Genomic DNA, 22,815 nt, shown 5'->3' with positions numbered 1-22,815 from the left:
ATGATTTAGACGGTGTGGAGTTTTATTTTGCCTTTTTATAATTGCTTTTGCAGATCTTATGCAGATCAGTCGTGGCTGTTTACGAGATCCTCTATCATGTTGATGATGATTCCCGTTGAGTCGGTCAGGTTGCTGGACTCCATAGCCTGGATATATTTCTCTTTGTTGTTGTACACTTCATTTATTCCGGCGAACAGAGACTCTGTGTTAAGCTCTTCCTCCTGGATCACATAGCTGTATCCGCTCTTCTCAAATGACTGGGCGTTGAGAATCTGATCACCTCTTGATGCAGCCTTTGACAGTGGTATGAGGATGTTCGGTTTTCTGAGTGCGAGAAGCTCACAGATGGCATTGGCTCCTGCACGTGAGATGATGATATCGCACAGTGCAAGCATGCCTGCAAGTTCCTTCTTTACATATTCGTACTGGACATAGCCCTTCTTATCCTTGAGGGATTCATCCAGATTGTCCTTGCCGCACAGGTGGATGACGTTGAAGGTCTCCAGAAGACGGTCGATATTGTCTCTTATTGCGTTGTTGATTATGACGCTTCCTGAACTTCCGCCCACGATAAGGAGAACAGGCTTGTTGTCAGTGAAACCGCAGTAGTTATATGCAAATGCGGAATCGCCGCGGAAAAGTTCCTCTCTGATAGGGGTTCCGGTTACGACTGCCTTGCCCTCAGGGAAGAGATCCTTTGTCTCAGGGAAGTTACAGCATACCTTTGTCGCCTTTGGAAGGGCGAGCTTATTTGCAAGGCCGGGAGTCATATCTGATTCGTGTATCACCACAGGGATACCTGCTGAGTGTGCGGCAAATACCACAGGGACTGTGACAAATCCTCCCTTTGAGAATACTACATCAGGCTTGAGCTCTTTCATGAGCTTCTTTGCTTCAGATATTCCTTTAAGTACCTTGAACGGATCTGAGAAGTTCTTCATTGAGAAGTATCTTCTGAGCTTTCCTGAAGCTATGCCGTGATAAGGGATGCCCATATCTTCTATAAGCTTTTTTTCCATGCCGTCATATGAACCGATGTACTGGATGTCATATCCGTGCTTCTTCAGCTCCGGCATAAGTGCCATGTTTGGTGTGACATGACCTGCTGTACCGCCGCCTGTCAATATAATTCTCTTCATAATGATTGTTAATCCTCCTGTTACTGTGCTGAAGCCAGATACTGCTTGAGTGCCTGAGCCAGTTGATCCGGGCATGAAGTCGGCTTGAAACCGCAGGTTGTGCCCTCAAGTCTGGCGATGACGTCCTCTGGCTTCATGCCTTCTACGAGAGCTCCGATACCCTTGAGGTTACCATTGCAACCTCCGGTGAACTTTACATCATGCAGCCTGCCATCGATGACGTCAAAGTTGATCTCGACAGAGCAGGTTCCTTTAGTCTTATAAACCATAACAATACCTCTTTTCTATTGTACTTAACCAATCATTTTAATATTCGCTGATACATTCTAAGATGTATGTATCCTGCTTTTTTCATCTTGAAGTATATCAAAAGAGCATGCAAAAGACAAACATTTGTCGAGCGAAAATAATTGTATACCCCGGAATGTCGCTCATATAATACTACCATCCGGACCGGCCAAACGGATGTGGGGTTAAGCCCTGACAGGATATGATCGAATAATTGAAAAGAGAGGGAAAACTATGTTTGAAATTTTGTTGAATCAGAATGTGTGTATGTATGTGATGATAGTGTGTGGGTGTATAGGGCTGACAGGACGGGCTGTGATGAGCAGTTATCTTGCAAGACTGGCAAAGGCGGCTGAGCGCATGGGAACGACGCGGAAAAAACAATTGATGGAGATGCGCAGGCGGTATGAGGATATAACATCGCTGGATGTGAACATACATGACACTGCCGCATTTGTGGACAAGTACATAGACAGGCTGAAGATAGGTTTTATACCGATAAATGTGTGGAATGGATTTGTGAAAAATATGGGAGTGGCCGCAGCTGGGACAGGCATATTTGCAGCGGCGTATCAATATTATGTAGTAGGCGATGGCGTGGAGACATTGAAGATGCTGGGGTGTGGACTGGCAGCCTGCATAGTGCTGGTGGCTGCTCATAACCAGTGGAATTGTGAATGGCATATGAGGACTCTGCGTGACAGCGCCAGAAATTATCTGGGCAACAGCCTGGCAAACAGATTGAAAAAGGAAGAAGAGAAACAGACGACGAAGCAGGATACTGTTGAGGCCATGGCAGCATGCAGTGAGACAGATAAAAATGACAGGATAAAAAGAAAGGCGAAGCCTGCGCGGAAAGCACAGCGGAGTGATAAGTCAGATTATGATGCTCTGCTTGACGGGATCATGAAGAAGATGCTGGCGGATGGATAACCGGCGAGTGGACATGTGCAGGTGGGCTGCAGATGAAATGCGGGTGAGAACAGCCTGCAGAAGCCAATAAATTCAGGATGGTAGATGGTGAGAAAGCTGTACTTGATAGCAGGACTGTATGCTGCCTGCGTGATCGGAGCCGTGCTCAGCGGATGCTCCATATATGACAAGGAGGATCTGTCCAAGATGGTGGCGACTCCGGGGGACGCAGAGTGTCAGGCGGACGGTGCGAAGAATGGGGAAGGTGATGCGGAAGGAAAAGAAAAATCGGGAGACAAGACGGAAGATGTGGAGAGTAACACGGACACAGACGGGGAGAGTCGGGGTGAGGATATGACCAGACTCAGGGATTACAGCCAGATATCGACAAAGAAATATTCATGGTACATAGTGCGGGACAAAAATCATGGAATGAGTGGCTGTGACAACAGCTTTCCGCTGGAGCAGTACGATGCGTTCTACGTGGACAGAGTGTGTGCTGAGAAGAATGAAAAGGTGATGTATCTGACATTTGACTGTGGGTACGAGAACGGATATACAGAGCAGATGCTGGATGTGCTTAAAAAGCACAATGCAAAGGGCTGCTTCTTCGTGACGATGACTTACATAAGGGACAATCCGGATATAGTAAAGAGGATGAAGGAGGAGGGACATCAGGTGGGAAACCACACGGTGCATCATCCGTGCATGCCGGAGAAGAGTGTGGAGGAGCAGAAAAGTGAGTTAAAGGAGTGCTCAGACTTTATGAGGAATGAAACTGGGTATGAAATGGATATGTATTTCAGACCGCCGAGCGGTGAGTACAGTGAACAGGTTCTGCAGCTGGCTAAGGATATGGGGTATAAGACCATATTCTGGAGTATGGCTTACCTTGATTATGATGTGAACAATCAGCCGGGGACGGACTATGTCATTGATCATTTTGCGAAATATCATCATCCGGGAGCCATTCCTCTCATACACAATGTGTCGTCGTCCAATGCGCAGGCACTTGATACGGTTCTCACAAACCTGGAGAAGGAGGGATATGAGTTCAGGTCTTTGAATGAGATGAAAATTGAATAGTGGTATCAGAAACAGAAGCTCTCTGTGCGGATCATGCCGATCCGAACGGAGAGCTTTTGTGTATTGGCAGTGCGATCTGTGTGATATAAGCATCTTTATTTGCTCCGTGGGTTGGAGGACCCTCCATAAATGAATTGCGAAAATAACCACAAGTAGCAAGATTGTTTTCTTTTGCATAGTCCAATAGTTTCTTCTGGACAGTGTCGAAATTTTCATATGGACCACGGTGGTATATACAGATAGCTGCAGTCTGTGGAAGTTTTTTTATGTGTTCGTCATTGGTGTCAGGATCTGCTGCGACAGGTATGACATATCTTCCTTCGGATGTTGATTCGATAAAAACCTCTGTACACATTTTGCCTGTGGTGTCCAGTTGATATTTTTTTGTTGCCTCGATAAAGGTCTTGCGCAGATCTTCAGTTTTTCTGGCCAGATCAGAGTCTTTGAACTCCTGACAAAATGCAGTGAATGAGGGAAGAGTGATAAAACGGATCTCCGGTTCTGATGTCTGGGACTGACGCAGCTGAAGCTGGGCTATGCACAGATCCAGCTGGGAACGGAGCGTAGTCATACGTTCAATGACATCCTCAAGCTTTTCGGTATTATTGAAGTACTTGTTAATCTCGGATAGCGATAATCCTAGTCCCTGAAGAACTTTTATAATTCGTATATGTACGATGTTATCGGCAGAGTAGTAGCGGAAACCGCTGCTCTCATTTTTGTATGCGGGTGTCAGAAGCCCCAGGTCTTCGTAGTTTAACAGCATTCTTCTTGTCACTCCAAGCATTTTGGTGACTTCGCCAATTTGATATAGATTTTTATTTGCGTGATTCATATGATCCCCCTCCCCTTAAAAATAGACAAAAAAATTGTGAATATTGCATAAATACCGCAAAAATATTGTTGACTTGAACATTGATGTACGAATTATAATTATCATAAATTGTTAAAGGGAAAGAGTCAAGAATTAACAGGAGGTAGTGGTTGCAGAGAGAAAACATTAACGGACACACGAAAAAGAGGTTTTATTGAGAAAGAGAGGGAAGTGTATGAAAGAAAGAATTCTATGCAGAAAAGTTATGGCATGGCTCATGACAGCTTTCATGGTCATAACGTGTTTGATTTCGATAGGTTGTAAGAATACTGCCTACGCAGCGGCTATGGAGAATATCAAGGTAACAGACGTGGATATAAGCACAGATGGACATATGAGAGGTCTCAAGTGGGGGTGGACAACCAGCGGTTATGCCAGCGCGAGCTGCAAGCTTGGCATTCAGTCTGAGAAGTTCACGACTGGAGATCTCACAAACTTTGGTGATTATCTGAGCAGCCATAGGTACAGTGGATGGGCGAGTGCCGAGTCACCTGAAGGCTGCGGATTTAAAGGCTGGATAACAGAGAACTCGTTCTCAAGGAGTTCAGGTACATATGACAGAACGGATACCATTTCCGGAGAGGGAATAGATATGGGTACCACGGGTGTGTATTATCTGTATACGTGGACATATTATAATGGTTATGTATTCCCTGATATTTACATAGGAAGTATTGATCTGAATGCTGGCAAGATCGTGGACGCCAGCGGCAATGAAATAACATTTCAGATCGGTGGCTTTTCAGGCGGAGGCAATACAGATCCTTCGGAGGAAGAAGTTGTATTCATGAACAATGGATATCCATATGGCAAGAATATGACGAATAGTTCAATCACTCTCGTTATGGACGTGACAGGGGAAGCTGCAACATATCAGTGGCAGAGCGCAACCAGTAAGCGTGGACCATTTACAGATATTGAAGGTGCAAATGGAAGTACATATACGTTCACCCCGACTCATGGATACTGGTACAGGTGCGTGGTGGATGGTACAGCCAGCAGAGCGGTAAAGGCAGTTATCCCTACCAGTGACAATGGAAATACGTGGACAAAGCCAAATACTTGCTGGTATATAAGCAATGGAGTTATGGCCTATATGGCCAATGGCAATGGGTTTGATATTGTTGGCTTGTATACCAAGGACGGAAAGAACTATATGCTTGGAACAAGCTACGACAAAGTATGGAGATTGTACAGCAGAAGCGATTCAGAGCCTTCAGCTGAAACGGCTACATCACAAGTATCTGTGGCTTCGCTTGCAGCTCTAAGATTGTCGTTTGATCCTATGAATACTCACGATCTGATTTTTGATGCTGAACTTGGTGAGGGACAGCATTCATTTGCAATAGGAGCGGATGCGAACATTGGAAATAGTATTACAAGCTCTGACAGTGCAGATGAAGCGGTGCTTGCTGCCACTGTCAAGAATGGTGAATTACAGCAGATAGCGATGATGGGAGTTGCTAAAGCGGCGGATGCGGCAGATGATACTCCATCATTTGTTCTTGCCCCTATAACACAGGCAAGTAATTACTGGATCGGGGGCTATGATTCCAGAAGAATATTTGAGTACAATACAGGTTCATCAAGCTACATAAAGGAAACTGCTGAAATAAATGGTCAGAATGCTGCATCCCTGGTTGAAGGAATAGATTCGGGATTGACAATGTCATGGACAAATGTTGAAGATGGCGGACATATAGGTTTCAAATTCAGCGTTGGAGCGGTGGCTGATGTAGGAGCAGTTACAGGACAGGTTGATTATATAACAGAAAATCTGACAGAGCTTGATGGCGATACATCATATATCATCACTGTTGATGGCGAGTCATATGACATTGTGAGTGATATGTATGGTGATATAGCTCTTGAGGGAACAGATGATAACGACGTATCATATAGTTTGTTTGGTAAAAATATAAGTATCCGCAAGAAAGACAGTCAGGATACACCTGCTGATATAACTGTTGCAGCAAGACCGGAGGCACCATCTGCACCGAAGACTCTTGCAGACATACAGAATCCAACACCAGCCGATATGGAAAGTGCTGCAGACGGCGAAGGCGTTGAGATAGTAAGCGTGACTGGCGATTCTGTGACTGTAAGCCCGCTTGGCGGACAGCAGTATCAGTATTCGACGGATGGAGCGACCTGGACAGTTCTCGATGATCTGAATGTGTCAGATAATTATGTTATCTCAGGACTTGAAGAGAATCAGAGGGTATATGTTCGCACAAGATACGTGGCTAATACGACAAAACCAGCTTCATTGTGGTCAGATGCCAAGGCAGTCTCACGTGACCTGATCGCCGGAGTAACTGCAGAAGATACAACCTGCACTTACGATGGATTGATACATAGCCCATCTGTTACAATTGCAGATGGCCTGGATGGAGCTTCTATCCGTTATTCGCTGGCTGCAGATGAGCCGTACACACAGGCGGTTCATGAGCTTAAAAATGCAGGAACATATAAGGTGTATTACCTTGTTACAGCAGATGAGTGTTCACCGGTATTTGGCGATGTGACTGTGACTATCGAAAAGAAAACGATCACAGCGGATAAGGTAATTGTTGATGAAAATGCATATATACAGGGAATCCAGTTCTCAGGATTGCTGGATGGAGATGAACTTGTATATGACGAGGATTATACTGTAGTACTGTGGGACGTTACACTAGGAATAGAGAAGGTTGTAACTACATACAGATTTGGGCTTGCAACTACGGAAAATGCAGCCAATTACATGCTTCAGAACAAGTCATGGGATATGGTTCATTATCATGACTGGACGTATGAGATAAAAGAAGGCCACAGTAACAAGATAATTGCATATTGCAATGAAACTGAGGATCCGGCACACTGCGCATATCAGGGCAGAAACGAGGCGGTCAGTTGTACTGTGACAGCAGAAAGCAGAGCGTATGATGGCACAGAATATGCAGGTGCAGTTGTTAATAACTGGATAACAGAGAAGACCGGAGATGCAGCTGTTACATATTATGAGGGAACAGGTGATACCGATTATCCGGAAAATGAGAATGCGCCGGTAAATGCAGGTACTTATAAGTTTGTTGTGAAGATAGCTGATGTTACGGCTTATGCAGAATTTGAAATACAGAGACTTGATCAGAATGTTGAATTTGATGTAATCGATTACACATTTGGCGACAGTGTAGAGGCTCCAGCGGTTACAGGAGCACAAGAGGATCCTGTTATAGAGTATTACTACACAACAGAGAACAGCAACACGGATGGAACATTGTGGGAGAACTCCAGATCGGCAGATCCGGGCACATATTATATGTATGCCAAGGTTTGTGCTACAACCAATTACAATGAGTATGTAACACAACCGGTTCAGTTCACAGTTGCAAAGAGAGAAGCTCCGACAGACATAACAGCGGCAGATATTGTAAAGACATATGACGGCAAGTCATATGGAATAACAGTTACAGGTGATATTCCAGAGGATGCGGTTGTGACGTATGGAACTTCTGAGGATGCATGCGATAAGACTGTAAGTCCGAAGTACAGTCAGGCTTCAGATGAACCATACACTGTATATTATAAGGTTGCAGCAAGGGGATATGACACGATATCCGGACATGCAACTATCACCATCAACAGAAGACCACTTGCTGTATCGGGAATCAAAGCTACATCAAAGGCTTACGATGGACAGACAGAGGCAAAGCTTGACTATTCAGGCGTTGTTCTGAATGGTAAGGTCAGCGCAGATGTGATTGCAGTTACAGCTACAGGAACATTTGACAGTGCAGATGTGGGAACAGGCAAAACTGTAAGCATCACAGATATAAAGATCAGCGGAAAGACCGCTTCAAACTATATACTTACAGAAGATGCCCAGCAGCAGACAGCAAAGGCAGATATCACTCCTGCGGGAACAACTCTTACTGTAGGAAAGGTTGGAGCTAAGACATATGGAGGTGCAAAGTTTGCCCTCAATGTGAAGTGCAGTAGAAATGACAAGAAAACATTTACAAGCAGCAATACAAAGGTTGTCAAGGTGGATGGCACAGGCAAGGTAACTATAGTTGGTGCAGGCAAGGCGGTTGTGACAGTATCCGTTGCGGCAAATCAGAACTATAAGGCAGCTGCTACAAAGGTTGCGATCACGGTAAACAAAAAAGCCATCAGAGTAACTGCAAATGACGCATCTAAGTATGAAGGCAAGGCGGATCCGAAGTTTACATTTACAGCGGAGGGACTTGTTGGCAAGGATAAGCTTACAGGAATTGTTCTCAAGAGAGCTGCTGGTGAGAAGTCCGGAACATACACGATCACAGCAAGCCAGAAGAAGGGTGCAAATCCAAACTACAATATAACATTTGCCATTGGCCGTCTTGTTATAAAGAAATCTCCAAATGTTGAACCTAGTGGAACAGAACTCTATAAGAAGACACTTCCGTTCTTCCTTATGAAAGGAAAGGGAACAGGAACAAGAATAGATCTGACATGGGATAAGGTCAAAGGTGCAACAGGATATGATGTATACTGGTCATATTGTAATGGAAAGAACAACTTCAATAAGCTTGCTAATGTACCGAAGTCCCAGAAATATGCCGATAAGAACCTCAATAATAAGAGAGAATACAAGTATTTTACAGTCGCATACAAGATGTCGGGTGGCAAGAAGGTATATCTCGGCAGGACAAATACAGTCCATGTTGCAATGCCTCAAGCATCAAAGACAAATGTCCTGAAAGTTACTGTGAACAAGACCAAGGTTAACCTTGCAAAAGGTAAAACATTTAAGATCACCAAGAAGGTTAAGCTTGAGAATCCAAAGAAGAAGGCGTTAAACCATCTTACGAAGAAGGAAAGGTTCATAACATCCAATGCAAAGGTGGCAACTGTTTCATCTGCAGGAGTTATAAAGGCAGTGCGTAAGGGCACATGTACGGTTTATGTAATGTCTGAAAATGGTGTTTGTGCAAAGATCAAAGTGACGGTTAAGTAGTGCTTTAGACATGGTTATAATTGAAAACTCCTCCAAACCGGTTGTGGTTTTGGGGGAGTTTTTTGAGATTAATAGTTGATTATGGTATACCTATTTGCTAAAATTGATTCAATGTGAAAAATTTAATACAAGTAAGGAGAGAAAACAAATGGCACAGACAGTAAGTTTCGATTTTAAGAATGCAAAAGCCATGGCTACAGACGCTGATATCGCAGCAATCAAGGATCAGGTAGTAGCTGCAAAGGCAACACTTGTAAACAAGACCGGTGAGGGAAATGATTTCCTTGGATGGATCGACCTTCCAGTAGACTATGACAAGGAAGAGTTTGCGAGAATCAAGAAGGCAGCAGCTAAGATCCAGGCAGATTCAGACGTGCTTGTAGTAATCGGTATCGGTGGTTCTTACCTGGGTGCAAGAGCAGCCATCGAAGCTTTAAGACACAGCTTTTATAATTCAGTTGACAAGTCAATCCGTAAGACTCCTGAGATCTACTATGCAGGATCAAACATCAGCAGCACATACATGGCTCATCTGCTTCAGGTGATCGGTGACAGAGATTTCTCTATCAACATCATCTCCAAGTCGGGTACAACAACAGAGCCTGGTATCGCTTCAAGAATCTTCAAGAAGAAGCTTGTTGAGAAGTATGGCAAGGAGGGCGCAGCAAAGAGAATCTACGCCACAACGGACAAGGCAAAGGGAGCTCTCAAGACACTTGCAACAGAGGAAGGCTATGAGACATTTGTAGTTCCTGATGATGTAGGAGGACGTTTTTCAGTTCTCACAGCAGTTGGTCTTCTGCCAATAGCAGTAAGCGGTGCTGATATAGATAAGCTTATGGAAGGCGCAGCTTCAGCAAGAAAGGATTGTCTTGCACAGGACTTCGACGATTCAGATGCTATGAAGTACGCAGCAGTAAGAAATGTACTGTACAACAAGGGTAAGTCAATCGAGATCCTTGCTAACTTTGAGCCAGCACTTCACTATGTATCAGAGTGGTGGAAGCAGCTCTACGGCGAGAGCGAGGGTAAGGATGGCAAGGGACTTTTCCCAACAGCTACGGACTTTACAACAGACCTTCATTCACTTGGACAGTTCATCCAGCAGGGTTCACAGAACCATTTCGAGACAGTTATCAATGTTGTTAACCCAACATGTGAGATTGTTATGGAGGAAGAGGACTCAGATCTTGATGGACTTAACTATCTTGCAGGCAAGACAGTTGATTTTGCAAATAAGAGTGCTATGAACGGAACTATCCTTGCACACGCAGATGGTGGAATTCCTATCATCCAGATCAACATCGACAAGATTGATGAGTTCACTCTCGGTGAGCTGTTCTACACATTTGAGTTTGCATGTGGTGTGAGTGGATACACACTTGGTGTAAATCCATTCAATCAGCCAGGTGTTGAGAGCTACAAGAAGAACATGTTCGCTCTTCTCGGCAAGCCGGGCAACGAGGAGCTTGGCAAGAAGCTTCTTGCAAGAATCAACGGTTAATAGATCTTTACAGATTAATATATAAGAGATGCAGGTGTGTTTTGCCACACCTGCATTTTTTTGCAATTCTATATTTCTTGTAATCAGAATCGCACAATGTTATACTTATGAAGTGTATAGGCTCAGAATTGAGCCTGATCATTTGCATTGTGAATGGAAGGATAAGAAGGGCAGTGACATATGAATGAAAAGAGAGATGTAGAGGGGCTGTACAACCGATATAGACAGGTTCCATTGTATCTGATAGGAATGTTTTGTCTGATGACAGTGTTCATGTATTTTGTCGGAATAGGAGCCGGCGTTATAGCCACCATTTTTACGGCAGTATACGGAGCGGTGAGCATTGTTGTTTTCCTGAGGATGAATGCTTTGTCCCGCGACAGATATGTGGAATTTGCCATGGAGCACGGCAAGATGCAGAAGGAGCTCATAAAGGAGTTCCCGGTTCCGTACGCATTGCTTGACGAGGATGGAAAAGTTGTGTGGGTGAACGACGAGTTCTCAGGTATAACGGAGACCAGTAAGAGAAAGCTCATGAAGCTGAATATAGTTCAGGTATTTGAGGAGGTTACCGAGGAGAGTCTTCCTTATCAGGAGGATGTCACCGAGGGAGAGATAGCATTTAACGGAAGAGAATACCGTTATGAGATCAGACGTGTACAGGTGAATAAGGTTGAGCCTGCTATGGAAGAGACGGATGCCCAGCCGGGTGAGGCCGGCACAGACGGAGATGGGGCTGATGAGCAGAAGAAAGAGACGAAGTCTTCGCACGGTGGTTCAAGACACCACGGCAAGACGGACACCTTCCTTGCGTTCTACATGTTTGATGTGACAGTGGTGAATCAGCTCGCTCAGGAGAACCATGACCAGAAGCTGGTTGCGGGTCTCATATATATTGATAACTACGATGAGATATTTGAGTCGCTTGAGGAAGTACGACACTCTCTTCTTGTTGCCCTGGTCGACAGAAAGATTAACAAATACATGGCAAATGTCGACGCCATAGTCAAGAGCCTTGAGAAGGACAAGTACATGTTCGTGATGCCACAGAAGTATCTGGATCAGCTCAAGGAGAACAAATTTGCCCTGCTCGATGAGGTCAAGGCTATAAATATCGGAAATGATCTTCCGCTTACACTCAGTATAAGTCTTGGTACTGATTACAAGAGCTTTATAGAAAACTTTGAGGCAGCGCGTTCCGCCATGGAGCTTGCTCTGGGCCGAGGCGGCGATCAGGCGGTTATCAAGTCCGCCGACAGGATCACCTACTTTGGTGGTAAGAGTCAGGGAACGGAGAAGTCCACGAGAGTTAAGGCGAGGGTTAAGACTCTTGCGTTCAAGGAGCTTCTTGAGACCAAGGAGAAGGTTATAATCATGGCCCACAAGAATCCGGACATGGATGCTTTTGGTTCAGGTATAGGAATATACAAGATGGTGACTGCGCTGGGCAAGACGGCGCATATAGTTGTAAATGAGGTGTCATCGGCCATAAGTCCGATATACGGCAATTTCACTTCGAGCAATTCCTACCCGGCAGATATGATAATCAACAACGATCAGGCGCTCAGTCTGGTCGATGACGACACGGTCGTAGTTGTGACGGATGTGAATAATCCTACGCTCACGGAGTGTGAGGAACTGCTGGCATATGCGAAGAGCATAGTGGTATTCGATCACCACAGGCAGACAAAGGATGTCATTGCAAATGCGACACTGTCGTATATAGAGCCATTTGCGTCATCTGCATGTGAGATGATCGCAGAGATGCTCCAGTACATGGATGAGAAGATAAAGCTCAGGCCTACAGAGGCGGACGCCATGTATGCCGGAATACTCATTGACACCGACAACTTCCTGAGCAAGACCGGTGTCAGAACCTTTGAGGCAGCCGCGTTCCTGAAGAGAAGCGGTGCGGATGTCATGCGAGTAAGGAAGATGTTCAGAACTGACATAGAGACCTACAGACAGAAGGCGGAGGGTGTCAGCCACGCAGAGATGGTGCTTGATGCATTTGCCATATCAATCATTACACCTGGGGATGGCCCTGAGTCGCCGGTGGTACTCACCGCCAAGATTGCAAATGAGATGCTGAACATCGCAGGTGTCAGAGCTTCATTTGTAATAGCGCAGATGGGTGCGGATGTCAAGATAAGTGCAAGAGCCATTGACGATGTCAATGTCCAGATAATCATGGAGAGAATGGGTGGCGGCGGTCATGCAAATATCGCGGCAGCTCAGTTTGAAAATGCGAAAGCAGAGGATATAAAGAAGGAGCTTGTTGGGCTCCTGAATGAGATGTATAAGGAAGGAGATATTTAGGATATGAAGGTCATATTATTACAGGATGTTAAAAGCCTTGGAAAGAAAGGCGCAATGGTAGAGGTAAATGAGGGTTACGCAAGAAATTTCATCATTCCTAAGAAGCTCGGCATGGAGGCAACTCCAAAGAATATGAATGATTTCAAGCTCCGCAAGGCCCATGAGGAGAAGGTGGCAGCAGAGAATCTTGCTGATGCCAAGGCACTTGCGGCAGAGCTTGAGAAGGCTTCAGTAACTGTTAAGATCAAGGTTGGAGAGGGCGGAAGAACATTTGGCTCAGTATCCACAAAGGAGATCTCAGATGCCATCAAGAGCCAGCTCGGCAAGGATATAGACAAGAAGAAGATCGTTATGAAGGACTCTATCAAGGCGTTAGGAAGCTTTTCAGTGAAGGTCAAGCTTCACCCTGAGGTTCAGGCAGAGCTTGCTGTAAAGGTCGAGGAAGCATAAGGAGTATAGATAAAACATGGAAGATGCATTTGCAAGGAAAAAGCTTCCCTACAATCTGGATGCCGAGAAGTCTGTTATAGGTTCCATGCTCATGGACAGAGATGCCATAGTGGAGGCGTCCGATATGCTGACCAAGGAGGATTTCTACTACGGTCAGTACGGAATATTGTTCGAGAATATGGTAGAACTGTTCAAGGAGGGTAAGGCGGTCGATCTGGTAACCCTGAAGAACAAGCTTGAGGAGAACAATGTACCTGATGAGGTCATAAGCACCAAATCCATAGCGGAGATATTGGAGACGGTTCCGACATCGGTGAATGCCAAGCATTACGCAGAGATCGTGGCGGACAAATCCATACTCAGGAAGATGATAAAGCTGTGCGAGGAAGTGGAGAAGGATTGTTATCTTGATTCGGAGGGAGTTGAACAGCTTCTTGAACAGGCCGAGAGTGGTGTGTTCAATCTGATAAAGGAGAGGAACGGCTCCAGCAAATTTGTGGGGATCGACAGGATCGTCATGAACGTTATCGAGCAGATAGAGGAGGCTTCCAGAAAGAACACAAGAGTAACAGGTATCCCTACGGGATTCATAGATCTGGACAATATGCTTACCGGTCTCCATGGATCGGAGTTTATACTGGTGGCTGCTAGACCTGCCATGGGTAAGACGGCATTTGTCCTTAATATTGCCCACCATGTTGCCGTGCGCAAGGGAATTGCCACTGCGATATTCAACCTGGAGATGAGCAAGGAGCAGCTTGTAACGCGTATGATAGCCATGGATTCCTTGGTTGATTCCCAGAAGGTACAGACGGGACAATTGGCTGAGGACGACTGGGATCAGGTGCTTGCCAGTGCGGAGAGTATAGCTGCCGCACCGCTGTACATAGAGGATAGTTCAGCACTCACCATATCTGAGCTGAGATCAAAATGCAGACAGCTCAAGAGCAAGAACAATCTTGGACTCATCATCATCGACTACCTGCAGCTTATGAGCACGACGGGACGAGTTGAGTCGCGACAGCAGTTCGTATCTGATATGTCGAGATCGTTGAAGATGCTTGCCAGGGAGCTGGATGTGCCTATCATAGCGCTGTCACAGCTTAACCGAGAGGTTGATAAGAGACCGGATCACAAGCCTGTGCTTGCGGATCTCCGAGAGTCGGGATCTATCGAGCAGGATGCCGATGTGGTTATGTTCATATACAGAGATGATTATTACAATCCTGATACCGACAAGAAGGGTATCTCGGAGATAATCATAGCTAAACAGAGAAAAGGTGCCACCGGATCTGTGGATCTGGTATGGCTGCAGGAATACACGAAGTTTGCCAACAAAGAGCACTAAATATATTATGTTTTATAAGGAGAATTGAAAATGGTAGTTGAACCAAGAGTTAAAGATTTTATTTGTACAACAGCTCACCCGGTGGGATGCGCACAGAATGTAAAGAATCAAATCGAGTATGTCAAGTCAAAGGGAGCAGTTAAGAGCGATAACGCACCTAAGAAGGTTCTGGTGATCGGAGCGTCAACAGGATACGGACTTGCATCACGTATCGCAGTTGCATTTGGCTATGGCGCAGATACCCTCGGCGTTATGTTTGAGAAGGAGTCGAATGGACGCCGTACAGCAACCGCTGGCTTCTACAACAACAGAGCATTTGAGGAGGAGGCTCACAAGGCCGGACTCTATGCAAAGTCCATCAATGGCGACGCGTTCTCAGTCGAGATTAAGGAGCAGGTTATCGAGACCATCAAGGCAGATATGGGCAAGATTGATATGATCGTATACAGTCTGGCAGCGCCTAGAAGAACAACTCCGGATGGAACAAAGTACACATCTGTACTCAAGACGGTTGGTGAGGAGTACACCAACAAGACACTTGTACTCAAGGACAACACCATCACAGATGCACATATAACAGCGGCAAATGATGACGAGATCAATGCCACCATCAAGGTGATGGGCGGTGAGGACTGGATCGACTGGATGCAGGCACTCTCAGATGCCGGAGTTCTGGCAGATAACGTGATCACAGTTGCATACTCATACATAGGACCAAAGATCACATTCCCTATCTACGCTGAGGGATCGATCGGACAGGCAAAGAAGGATCTGTACAAGTCAGCAGACATTATAAATGAAAAGTTCCCTAACATAAAGGCGAAGATAGCCATCAACAAGGCTCTTGTCACACAGTCAAGTGCAGCTATCCCTATCGTACCTCTGTATATCACACTTCTCTACAAAGTTATGAAAGAGAAGGGACTCCACGAGGGATGCATAGAGCAGATGCAGAGACTGTTCATGGATAAGATCCTGGATGACACCCAGGTGGACGACAACGGATTCATCCGTATGGACGACTGGGAGATGAGAGATGATGTTCAGGAAGTTGTTGCTGAGCACTGGGATACAGTCAACAATGACAATGTCAAGGATATAGCAGACATCGATGGATACTGGGAGGATTTCTACAACATGTTCGGTTTCAAGATCGACGGTGTGGATTACTCAGCAGATGTTGATATCATGTAATATTCATGGGTAGTTTCAATATATAAATACTACAAATGCCCCACAGATTCATAGAATTTGCGGGGCATTTCGGTAAGCGCTTTTTTGGTGTGCCTGACCCATTATTTTCGCAAGGAGGAAGACGGTATATGTACAAATATTTATTATTTGATCTTGATGGAACCATCACCAAGTCTGAGGAAGGAATATTCAACTGTATAAAATACGCTCTTGACTGGGCTGGAATTCCATATCCTGAATACAGAGTATTCAGAAGCTTTATAGGACCATCACTTTATGATTCTTTCGTGAGGGAATTCGGCATGGACGACGCAAAAGCGAAAGAGATGGTTGCGAAGTACAGAGAGAGATACAACGTGGTAGGTCTCTTCGAGGCTGAGGTGTACGACGGAGTGGCAGACACCCTGCGTGCCCTTAAGGAGAAGGGCTGCATACTCTCAGTTGCAACCAGCAAGCCGACAGAGCCGACACTCCGTATCCTTGAGAAGTTCGGTGTGGGAAAATATTTTGACGTTGTAGTTGGAAGTAATCCCGACGGAACAGGATCAGACAAGAAGCACATCATATCCCAGGTCCTTGAAAGCCTCAAGAAAGATCACGGACTGACAGAAGATATGATAAAATCAAACCAGGTTGTGATGATAGGCGACAGACGCTACGACATAGAAGGTGGCAAAGCTTGCGGCCTCCAGACCATAGGAGTCCTCTACGGCTACGGCAGCAGAGAAGAATTCGAAGCAGCCGGCGCCGACAACATAGTAGAGACACCGGAGGAAATCCTGAAATTGTAGATTGCAGAGCAATCTGAAGAAAAAAGATGGCGGCATGTTTTGAGAAAAGATTACGCTTAATTTGAGAAAATCAGTATGTATAATAAAAATTCTTATCGAAATATGTCAGGAGAATGATCTGAAAAGTATATATCCAACAAGATCAGGATGACATACTCTCCAGGGATATAAAAATTGGGTCTCTATATATGTAATCGGTAGCGAAGACGCCTGAACTTTGCTGCTTATTGCTAAGGCGGAGCTCGCAACGCCCTTATAGCGAGCGGGAGCCGCGTGCAGATATAAGCAAAGCAAAGTGAGGTAAGTCGAGCGTGATTACATATATAGAGACCCAATTTCTGTCCCTGGAGAGTATGTCATCCGTCCGTTCGTCAGATCATCTCCTGACATTTGAGATATACCCGAAGAACGCTCCGATAATCCCCCCGATAATGTGGGTGAGATTCGACACATTGTCCTTCACAAACACTCCGTCAGCCACCTGTCCGCCGATATAAAGCACTGCAACAAGTATGAAGGTGAGCGGTATGGAGCCGTCCTTTATACATGCAAAAGAAGACAGAAGAATGTATGCGAATACCACTCCGCTGGCGCCGAGCAATGCTGTACCAGGGAAGAATATAAAATGCACGATTCCTGTCACCAGTGCGGTGGTGATGGTTACGATGAGCAGATCCTTTGAGCCGTATTTTTCCTCAAGTAGTGGACCGATCACAAGCAGCAGAGTCATGTTGTTGATAAGGTGACTCCAGCTTGCGTGACCAAACACATGGGCAAACATGCGGACGTAGGTTAAAGGATCGGTGAGAGGAGCTCTGTATACTTCAAATAGAAGAAAGTTACTTTTGCCGCCTGTGAGGATATTCAGGAGATAAGCTCCCAGACAAATGAGTGCAAATGTAAGTACCACAGGTGAGTTAAAGGATATTCTTAATATGGTTTTGGATTTTGTCTTTGACATGGATCGGTTCCCCTCTTATTCATATAGTATAGAAAAATATTACCAGCGGTCATCCGCTGGTAATATTTTTTTAAGCGTCATAATCTGGCATATCGTTAAAGTACATCTTGTAGAAGTTGGTACTCTGTTCGAGAACCCTCATGGTTGATGGAAGCGGTACGGCGATGAGGTCGTTGAACTCATACTCTCCGGCTGCTGAATCAATCACATGTCCCATCTGAGTCTCATTATGTGTGTAATCGGCGTTGAAACCGCCGTATTTATTGCCACGGGCATCAAGACGTATCCACTTCTTGAGATCCGGGTGATATACCGCATTAAGTGCATGCATAGCCATAAGTCCGCCCTTGTGCTTGATACGGATATAGCAGAATCCTGTATATAAGTTGTTGGCACGAAGCAGTGCTGCCAGCAAATTGGCCTTTGAATAGCTGATGCCCGTGCTGGCTTCCAGTACATCGGAAGCGCTGATAGTTATTACTGAAAAGTTGCTGTCATATGTGTGAGAAATCCTATCCCGGACAAAATAGTAACATGCCTGTATGATCTCATCACTGCTCTTGCAATCTGCAGCAAGTTCCTTTGCCTTTGCAGCGACGATAGGATTGTCATAATTTACATACTTGTCGTATTGCAAATATGCTGAATCCTTATTTCTCTGAATTAGTTGCATTGTGTCATCTCTCCTTTATTACTTGGAATATGTAGAACTTCAGATAATAAGATTCATCTGCAGCCCATAATATTGGGTGATCAGGAGCCTGTGTGCGGAACTCTACCTGGCGAAGTCTTACATGTGAATTCATGGCGGCCTGTTTTATGGTCTTGGTAAATAACTCGAAATCCATAAAATGTGAACATGAACAAGTTGCAAGGAATCCACCATCCCTTACGAGTTTCATAGCACGCAGATTAATCTCGCGATAGCCTTTGACTGCGTTCTTTATTGAATTTCTTGATTTTGTGAATGCCGGCGGGTCAAGTATGACAACGTCAAACTGTTCGCCTTTTGATTCCAGTTCAGGAAGAAGATCAAATACATCTCTGCACTCAAAAGAGACAGTGCTCTCCAATCCGTTGAGCGCTGCATTTTCTCTGGCCTGGGCAATAGCAAGTTCTGAAGCGTCTACTCCCAAAACGCTGGAAGCACCGGCTATGCCTGCGTTTAGAGCAAAGGAGCCTGTGTGTGTAAAGCAATCAAGAACCTTTGCATCTTTACATATTCTCTGAATAGCAAGACGATTATACTTCTGATCCAGAAAGAATCCGGTCTTCTGACCGTCTTTCACATCAACAATATATCGAACGCCATTTTCATTTATATGAACCTTTGTGTTAAATTCGTCACCAATAAACCCTTTATAGGTATCCATCCCCTCGTGTTTTCTGACTTTTGCATCGCTTCGTTCATAAACACCCTCGATTATTATACCATCATTTTTAAGTATATTTTTTAAAATATTTATTAACAAATTTTTAACTTTGTCGATGCCGAGTGCCAGTGATTCGACAACAAGCACGTTTTCAAACTTGTCAATGACGATTCCCGGCAGAAAATCAGCCTCGCCAAATACGACACGGCAGCTACTGGTGTCGACGGTTTTCTTGCGGTAATCCCATGCATCCTGAAGTCTCTTTGTGAAGAATGCCTCGTCGATCTCGGTGTCCACATGTCTTGTGAGCATGCGGATGAAGATCTTGGAGTTGGTATTTATGAATCCTTTGCCGAGTGGATAACCGTCGAAGTCCTTTACTATGACGATGTCGCCGTTCTCAAAGCTGCCGACTATGGTGTCGACCTCATTGTCAAATATCCATGCTCCTCCGGACTTCAGAAGTCGTCCCTCTCCCTTTTTTAATGTAACAATAGCTCCCATAATATATGTATCCTTTCTCTGTACTGCCGTTGGCAGACATTTTTCGTTGTCTATTTTTGAATTTTGCGGATTTATTTTACCATATGTAGACAAATAATCCAAGATGGGGCAGCTTAACACATTTGTAACAAAAAACTTGTAAAAAAGTTATACTTGTAAAAAATATGTAACACGTGTATACTACGAGCGTAGCAGAATGCACACAAACATCAGATTCCCTGCGGAAACTGATGCTTAATAAAAAGGAGGACAGTAAAGATGTCTACAATGAAGACTAATATTGCAAAGAGAGAAAAGAGCCTGATGGCGGCAAAAGTTATAGGCAGTCTTATGGCGATTGCTGTATTGGCTATTGTGATTTTTTCTACAAATGTGGTGACACAGGCAGATGAGATGGGAGCTGACGGCACGGCAGTTCTGGCCACAGCATCAGATGTAGTTCAGAGTGGAGTGATACAGGATGAGGATGGTTACTTCAGATATTATGTTAATGGTGAAGTGCAGAAAACTGCAGGCTGGATAGATGCCGATGATGGCACCAGATATCTTATAGATGAAAATGGCGTGGCAGCTATGAAGTTTACACGTTCTGGCGATACCATCAAGATATACAGATTCAGCGCTGATTCAAAGGACTGGACGATCTGCAAGAACGAGTGGCAGACAGTGGATAACGTTCTCTATTATCTGAACAATTCCGGACTGTGTGAAAAGATATACGATAATAGCAGCAAGAAGGCAAAGTCACTGAGCAGCGGCAAGCTTGTCCAGGTGAAGAACCAGATGCTTATTCTCAACGATGGCAGAACATATTATTTCAATTCAAATGGTGACAAGGTCACAAAGGGCGGTTGGTATCATATAAATTATGACAATATGGTATTTGTAACAGGCGGTGGATCCCACTATGTAAAGGAGAGGATCTACAAGGCATCAGGCATTTTCAGAAAGTATTCATTTAACGATTCAAAGAAGAGCTGGGATATGAACAAGAACCTGTGGAAGAATACAGGCAGAAAGCTGATGTATTTTGATGGATCAGGCACATGTACCATTCTGTATGATCAGGCATCGAATATATTGTACAGATACATATCAAGCAGCAAGTCATACAAGAGAGTCTCAAATGTGATCGACAAGCTCAACGGAAGCAGATACTACTTCTATGATGCAAATGGAAACAGACGTACATCATCAGGATGGAAGAAGGTAAATGGAAGTACCGCTTACTACGTATGTGACGGCGGATATGTTACCTCAAGATATACAGATCAGAAGGGTACAAAGAAGGTATACGACTTTGATTACTCGAAGAACACATGGGTGCAGAAGAAAAATATGTGGAAGACTGTCTACCGCAGCAGATATTATTTCGGCTCTAAAGGCGTAGCCACAATGAGCTATAACAACAGCACCAAGAAGGCATACAAGTTTACAGGCAGAAAGTGGAAGCCTGCAAAGAAGCTCATAATGAAGATCGGAAATGCCAATTACTATTTCAACAGCGCTGCAAAGCGAGTTGTAAAGGCTGGAAAGTATAAGACAGCCGATGGCTACATAGCATATGTCAACAGAAGAGGCGTTGTATATAAGAGAGAGTACGATCTCTCGGTCAAGAGATATTACACTATCGATCTTGGTAAGGGCAGAAAGACAAGAGTATATGGATATTATGATATAGGCGCGGCAAACAGGCTGAGTAAGATGGTCAACCAGCATCGTGCAGAAAATGGACTTTCAAGCCTTAAGGTGTCAACATCTCTGACAGAGACCGCTACCACAAGAGCAAAGGAGATAAGCAACAAGTACAGCCATTACAGACCAAATGGAACACTGTGTCTCAACTCCATGTACGAGTTGTACGGAGAGAATCTTGCATGTGGTTTCAGTGGTGGAGATCTCGTATTCAGAGCATGGTCCAAGTCGACCGCACATGACAGCAATATGCTGAATACTACATACAAGACCATGGGCGTTGCAGTATTTGTGGCTCTCAAAAATGATAAACAGGGATATAAGAGATATTATGTCCTTACATTTGGCAAGTAATTTTAATTAGGAAATTAGTGGAAAATAAGACTGTTAAATCCCTCAAATTAAATTGAATTATATGGAGAAATAGAGTACCATACATAGTATAAGGCAAATAGTCGGATATAGAATTTGGCTAGTTTGGGAATGGAGATTGTGTGTGGGTTTCATATATTCGTCTTTAAATAGAGGTGCCGGCGAGAGTGTGGCACTATTTGACAATAGAATAGCCAGGATGCTTCCTTTTGTCACGGGAAAGGCATATTTTGACCTCAGAAATTATGATGCCCAGACTGGAGAATTCGGAGTATATATTGAATGGGATGGTGAGCTTGAGGCAGTGCTTGGATATTCACTGCCGGCGGGAGGATATTTCGTCAAAGCAACCACACCGCAGGCGTACAGATTCCACAGGCTCGACAGTGGATTGCCGGTATATATGAAGTTGATAGCGCAGAATGGCAGACTGTATCCTTACAGGACATATGTCATGATGGACGGCAGACCTTTCAGTGTGGAATTCGGCGGTGGAGTTCTGATCCCTTTTGAGGACAGATACGAAGAGCTTGGATGCGAAGCTGCGAAACAGACTGTGGATACTGGAAGCCAGAAGCTTTTGATGGGAAGTCAGAGTGGAATGACAGGAAGCCAGCGTTTTCAGTGGAATGGCAGCCGGATGAGACAGTTATTCGGTAGTCAGGGAGGCTTCAGATACCTGGCGGGTAGCCAGTATAGAATGATAGGAAGTCAGCGGTTCCGGTGGAATGGCAGTCAGATGAGACTGCTGTTTGGAAGTCAGGGAGGCTTCAGATACCTGGCGGGAAGCCAGTACAGAGTGTTTGGCAGCCAGCGGATAAAAAATATGCCGATGGTGCTTGAAAGTGACACACAGCAGCCACAGGACAGTATGGATTCAATCAGAACAAGCCAGGAGCTGATGGTTGAGTTCCCTCAGGAGTGGCAGCTTATCAACAGAAGCAGAAGACCGACCAGCCGGATTGGTGGCAATGCTAAGTTTGGATATGGACTGGATCTGATCTAGTACATGACCGGATCT

The 22,815-nt window shown here is 44.8% G+C and carries 17 protein-coding genes; 11 read left to right on the top strand and 6 right to left on the bottom strand.

Features of this window, described 5'->3' with window-relative positions:
- Positions 1-65: 65 nt before the first annotated feature.
- Together OCV54_RS00800 and OCV54_RS00795 are read right to left on the bottom strand one after the other, a co-directional pair.
- On the bottom strand, positions 66-1,139 hold the full coding sequence (locus tag OCV54_RS00800; RefSeq protein ID WP_055222332.1) for an undecaprenyldiphospho-muramoylpentapeptide beta-N-acetylglucosaminyltransferase: 1,074 nt from the start codon (positions 1,137-1,139) through the stop codon (positions 66-68).
- Positions 1,140-1,159: 20 nt separating this feature from the next.
- Positions 1,160-1,408: a TIGR03905 family TSCPD domain-containing protein gene (locus OCV54_RS00795; RefSeq protein WP_015534506.1), complete on the bottom strand. Its 249-nt coding sequence runs from the start codon at positions 1,406-1,408 to the stop codon at positions 1,160-1,162.
- A 253-nt stretch (positions 1,409-1,661) separates the two neighbouring features.
- On the opposite strand from OCV54_RS00795, the gene OCV54_RS00790 reads away from it, so the two are divergent.
- Together OCV54_RS00790 and OCV54_RS00785 are read left to right on the top strand one after the other, a co-directional pair.
- The gene (locus OCV54_RS00790) at positions 1,662-2,360 is read left to right on the top strand and encodes a hypothetical protein (RefSeq protein ID WP_055222331.1); all 699 of its coding nucleotides are present in this window, start codon (positions 1,662-1,664) and stop codon (positions 2,358-2,360) included.
- An 84-nt stretch (positions 2,361-2,444) separates the two neighbouring features.
- Complete coding sequence (locus tag OCV54_RS00785; protein WP_242859616.1) at positions 2,445-3,425, top strand: polysaccharide deacetylase family protein; 981 nt, start codon at positions 2,445-2,447, stop codon at positions 3,423-3,425.
- Between the two features lie 31 nt (positions 3,426-3,456).
- On the opposite strand, the gene OCV54_RS00780 is transcribed toward OCV54_RS00785, so the two are convergent.
- Positions 3,457-4,260 carry a MerR family transcriptional regulator gene (locus OCV54_RS00780; RefSeq protein WP_055222330.1) on the bottom strand — a complete coding sequence of 268 codons (804 nt, stop codon included), beginning with the start codon at positions 4,258-4,260 and terminating at the stop codon, positions 3,457-3,459.
- 214 nt (positions 4,261-4,474) lie between these two features.
- Here OCV54_RS00780 and OCV54_RS00775 point away from each other — a divergent pair, with 214 nt between their 5' ends.
- From OCV54_RS00775 to OCV54_RS00745, 7 genes are all read left to right on the top strand, one after another.
- Positions 4,475-9,283, top strand: coding sequence for a YDG domain-containing protein (locus OCV54_RS00775; RefSeq protein WP_055222329.1), 4,809 nt, complete (start codon positions 4,475-4,477; stop codon positions 9,281-9,283).
- A 148-nt stretch (positions 9,284-9,431) separates the two neighbouring features.
- A complete protein-coding gene (locus OCV54_RS00770; protein ID WP_015534510.1) occupies positions 9,432-10,787 on the top strand; it encodes a glucose-6-phosphate isomerase in 1,356 nt (451 codons plus the stop codon).
- A 180-nt stretch (positions 10,788-10,967) separates the two neighbouring features.
- Entirely contained in the window at positions 10,968-13,106 is a 2,139-nt protein-coding gene (locus OCV54_RS00765) for a DHH family phosphoesterase (RefSeq protein ID WP_015534511.1), read from the top strand.
- 3 nt (positions 13,107-13,109) lie between these two features.
- Positions 13,110-13,556: a 50S ribosomal protein L9 gene (rplI, locus tag OCV54_RS00760; RefSeq protein WP_015534512.1), complete on the top strand. Its 447-nt coding sequence runs from the start codon at positions 13,110-13,112 to the stop codon at positions 13,554-13,556.
- Positions 13,557-13,572: 16 nt separating this feature from the next.
- The gene (dnaB, locus tag OCV54_RS00755) at positions 13,573-14,904 is read left to right on the top strand and encodes a replicative DNA helicase (protein WP_015534513.1); all 1,332 of its coding nucleotides are present in this window, start codon (positions 13,573-13,575) and stop codon (positions 14,902-14,904) included.
- A gap of 30 nt (positions 14,905-14,934) precedes the next feature.
- Entirely contained in the window at positions 14,935-16,098 is a 1,164-nt protein-coding gene (gene fabV, locus OCV54_RS00750) for an enoyl-ACP reductase FabV (protein WP_055222328.1), read from the top strand.
- Positions 16,099-16,226: 128 nt separating this feature from the next.
- Positions 16,227-16,889, top strand: coding sequence for an HAD hydrolase-like protein (locus OCV54_RS00745; RefSeq protein ID WP_055222327.1), 663 nt, complete (start codon positions 16,227-16,229; stop codon positions 16,887-16,889).
- A 376-nt stretch (positions 16,890-17,265) separates the two neighbouring features.
- On the opposite strand, the gene OCV54_RS00740 is transcribed toward OCV54_RS00745, so the two are convergent.
- From OCV54_RS00740 to OCV54_RS00730, 3 genes are all read right to left on the bottom strand, one after another.
- Positions 17,266-17,850 (bottom strand): rhomboid family intramembrane serine protease, encoded by a 585-nt coding sequence (locus OCV54_RS00740; protein ID WP_022215991.1) that lies wholly within the window; start codon positions 17,848-17,850, stop codon positions 17,266-17,268.
- A gap of 70 nt (positions 17,851-17,920) precedes the next feature.
- The gene (locus tag OCV54_RS00735; protein ID WP_015534517.1) at positions 17,921-18,523 is read right to left on the bottom strand and encodes a transglutaminase domain-containing protein; all 603 of its coding nucleotides are present in this window, start codon (positions 18,521-18,523) and stop codon (positions 17,921-17,923) included.
- 4 nt (positions 18,524-18,527) lie between these two features.
- Entirely contained in the window at positions 18,528-19,727 is a 1,200-nt protein-coding gene (locus OCV54_RS00730; RefSeq protein WP_022215990.1) for a class I SAM-dependent rRNA methyltransferase, read from the bottom strand.
- A 258-nt stretch (positions 19,728-19,985) separates the two neighbouring features.
- On the opposite strand from OCV54_RS00730, the gene OCV54_RS00725 reads away from it, so the two are divergent.
- Positions 19,986-21,776, top strand: a complete 1,791-nt coding sequence (locus OCV54_RS00725) for a CAP domain-containing protein (protein ID WP_055222326.1) — start codon at positions 19,986-19,988, stop codon at positions 21,774-21,776.
- A 187-nt stretch (positions 21,777-21,963) separates the two neighbouring features.
- Complete coding sequence (locus OCV54_RS00720; RefSeq protein WP_262563182.1) at positions 21,964-22,800, top strand: hypothetical protein; 837 nt, start codon at positions 21,964-21,966, stop codon at positions 22,798-22,800.
- The last annotated feature ends 15 nt before the right edge of the window (positions 22,801-22,815 follow it).

Source organism: Coprococcus aceti (assembly GCF_025567285.1).
In the GTDB taxonomy this organism is placed as follows: Bacteria; Bacillota; Clostridia; order Lachnospirales; family Lachnospiraceae; genus Coprococcus; species Coprococcus aceti.
Note: the sequence above shows the minus strand (reverse complement) of the source record. Positions and strands in the feature narration are given on the sequence as shown.

What these genes read in the sequence shown, in the direction of transcription:
- rplI (WP_015534512.1), top strand. Translation starts at nt 13,110, where the DNA reads ATGAAGGTCATATTATTACAGGATGTTAAAAGCCTTGGAAAGAAAGGC.
- OCV54_RS00775 (WP_055222329.1), top strand. Translation starts at nt 4,475, where the DNA reads ATGAAAGAAAGAATTCTATGCAGAAAAGTTATGGCATGGCTCATGACA.
- OCV54_RS00725 (WP_055222326.1), top strand. Translation starts at nt 19,986, where the DNA reads ATGTCTACAATGAAGACTAATATTGCAAAGAGAGAAAAGAGCCTGATG.
- OCV54_RS00770 (WP_015534510.1), top strand. Translation starts at nt 9,432, where the DNA reads ATGGCACAGACAGTAAGTTTCGATTTTAAGAATGCAAAAGCCATGGCT.
- OCV54_RS00745 (WP_055222327.1), top strand. Translation starts at nt 16,227, where the DNA reads ATGTACAAATATTTATTATTTGATCTTGATGGAACCATCACCAAGTCT.
- OCV54_RS00735 (WP_015534517.1), bottom strand. Translation starts at nt 18,523, where the DNA reads ATGCAACTAATTCAGAGAAATAAGGATTCAGCATATTTGCAATACGAC.
- OCV54_RS00780 (WP_055222330.1), bottom strand. Translation starts at nt 4,260, where the DNA reads ATGAATCACGCAAATAAAAATCTATATCAAATTGGCGAAGTCACCAAA.
- fabV (WP_055222328.1), top strand. Translation starts at nt 14,935, where the DNA reads ATGGTAGTTGAACCAAGAGTTAAAGATTTTATTTGTACAACAGCTCAC.
- OCV54_RS00765 (WP_015534511.1), top strand. Translation starts at nt 10,968, where the DNA reads ATGAATGAAAAGAGAGATGTAGAGGGGCTGTACAACCGATATAGACAG.
- OCV54_RS00785 (WP_242859616.1), top strand. Translation starts at nt 2,445, where the DNA reads ATGGTGAGAAAGCTGTACTTGATAGCAGGACTGTATGCTGCCTGCGTG.
- dnaB (WP_015534513.1), top strand. Translation starts at nt 13,573, where the DNA reads ATGGAAGATGCATTTGCAAGGAAAAAGCTTCCCTACAATCTGGATGCC.
- OCV54_RS00740 (WP_022215991.1), bottom strand. Translation starts at nt 17,850, where the DNA reads ATGTCAAAGACAAAATCCAAAACCATATTAAGAATATCCTTTAACTCA.
- OCV54_RS00795 (WP_015534506.1), bottom strand. Translation starts at nt 1,408, where the DNA reads ATGGTTTATAAGACTAAAGGAACCTGCTCTGTCGAGATCAACTTTGAC.
- OCV54_RS00790 (WP_055222331.1), top strand. Translation starts at nt 1,662, where the DNA reads ATGTTTGAAATTTTGTTGAATCAGAATGTGTGTATGTATGTGATGATA.
- OCV54_RS00730 (WP_022215990.1), bottom strand. Translation starts at nt 19,727, where the DNA reads ATGGGAGCTATTGTTACATTAAAAAAGGGAGAGGGACGACTTCTGAAG.
- OCV54_RS00800 (WP_055222332.1), bottom strand. Translation starts at nt 1,139, where the DNA reads ATGAAGAGAATTATATTGACAGGCGGCGGTACAGCAGGTCATGTCACA.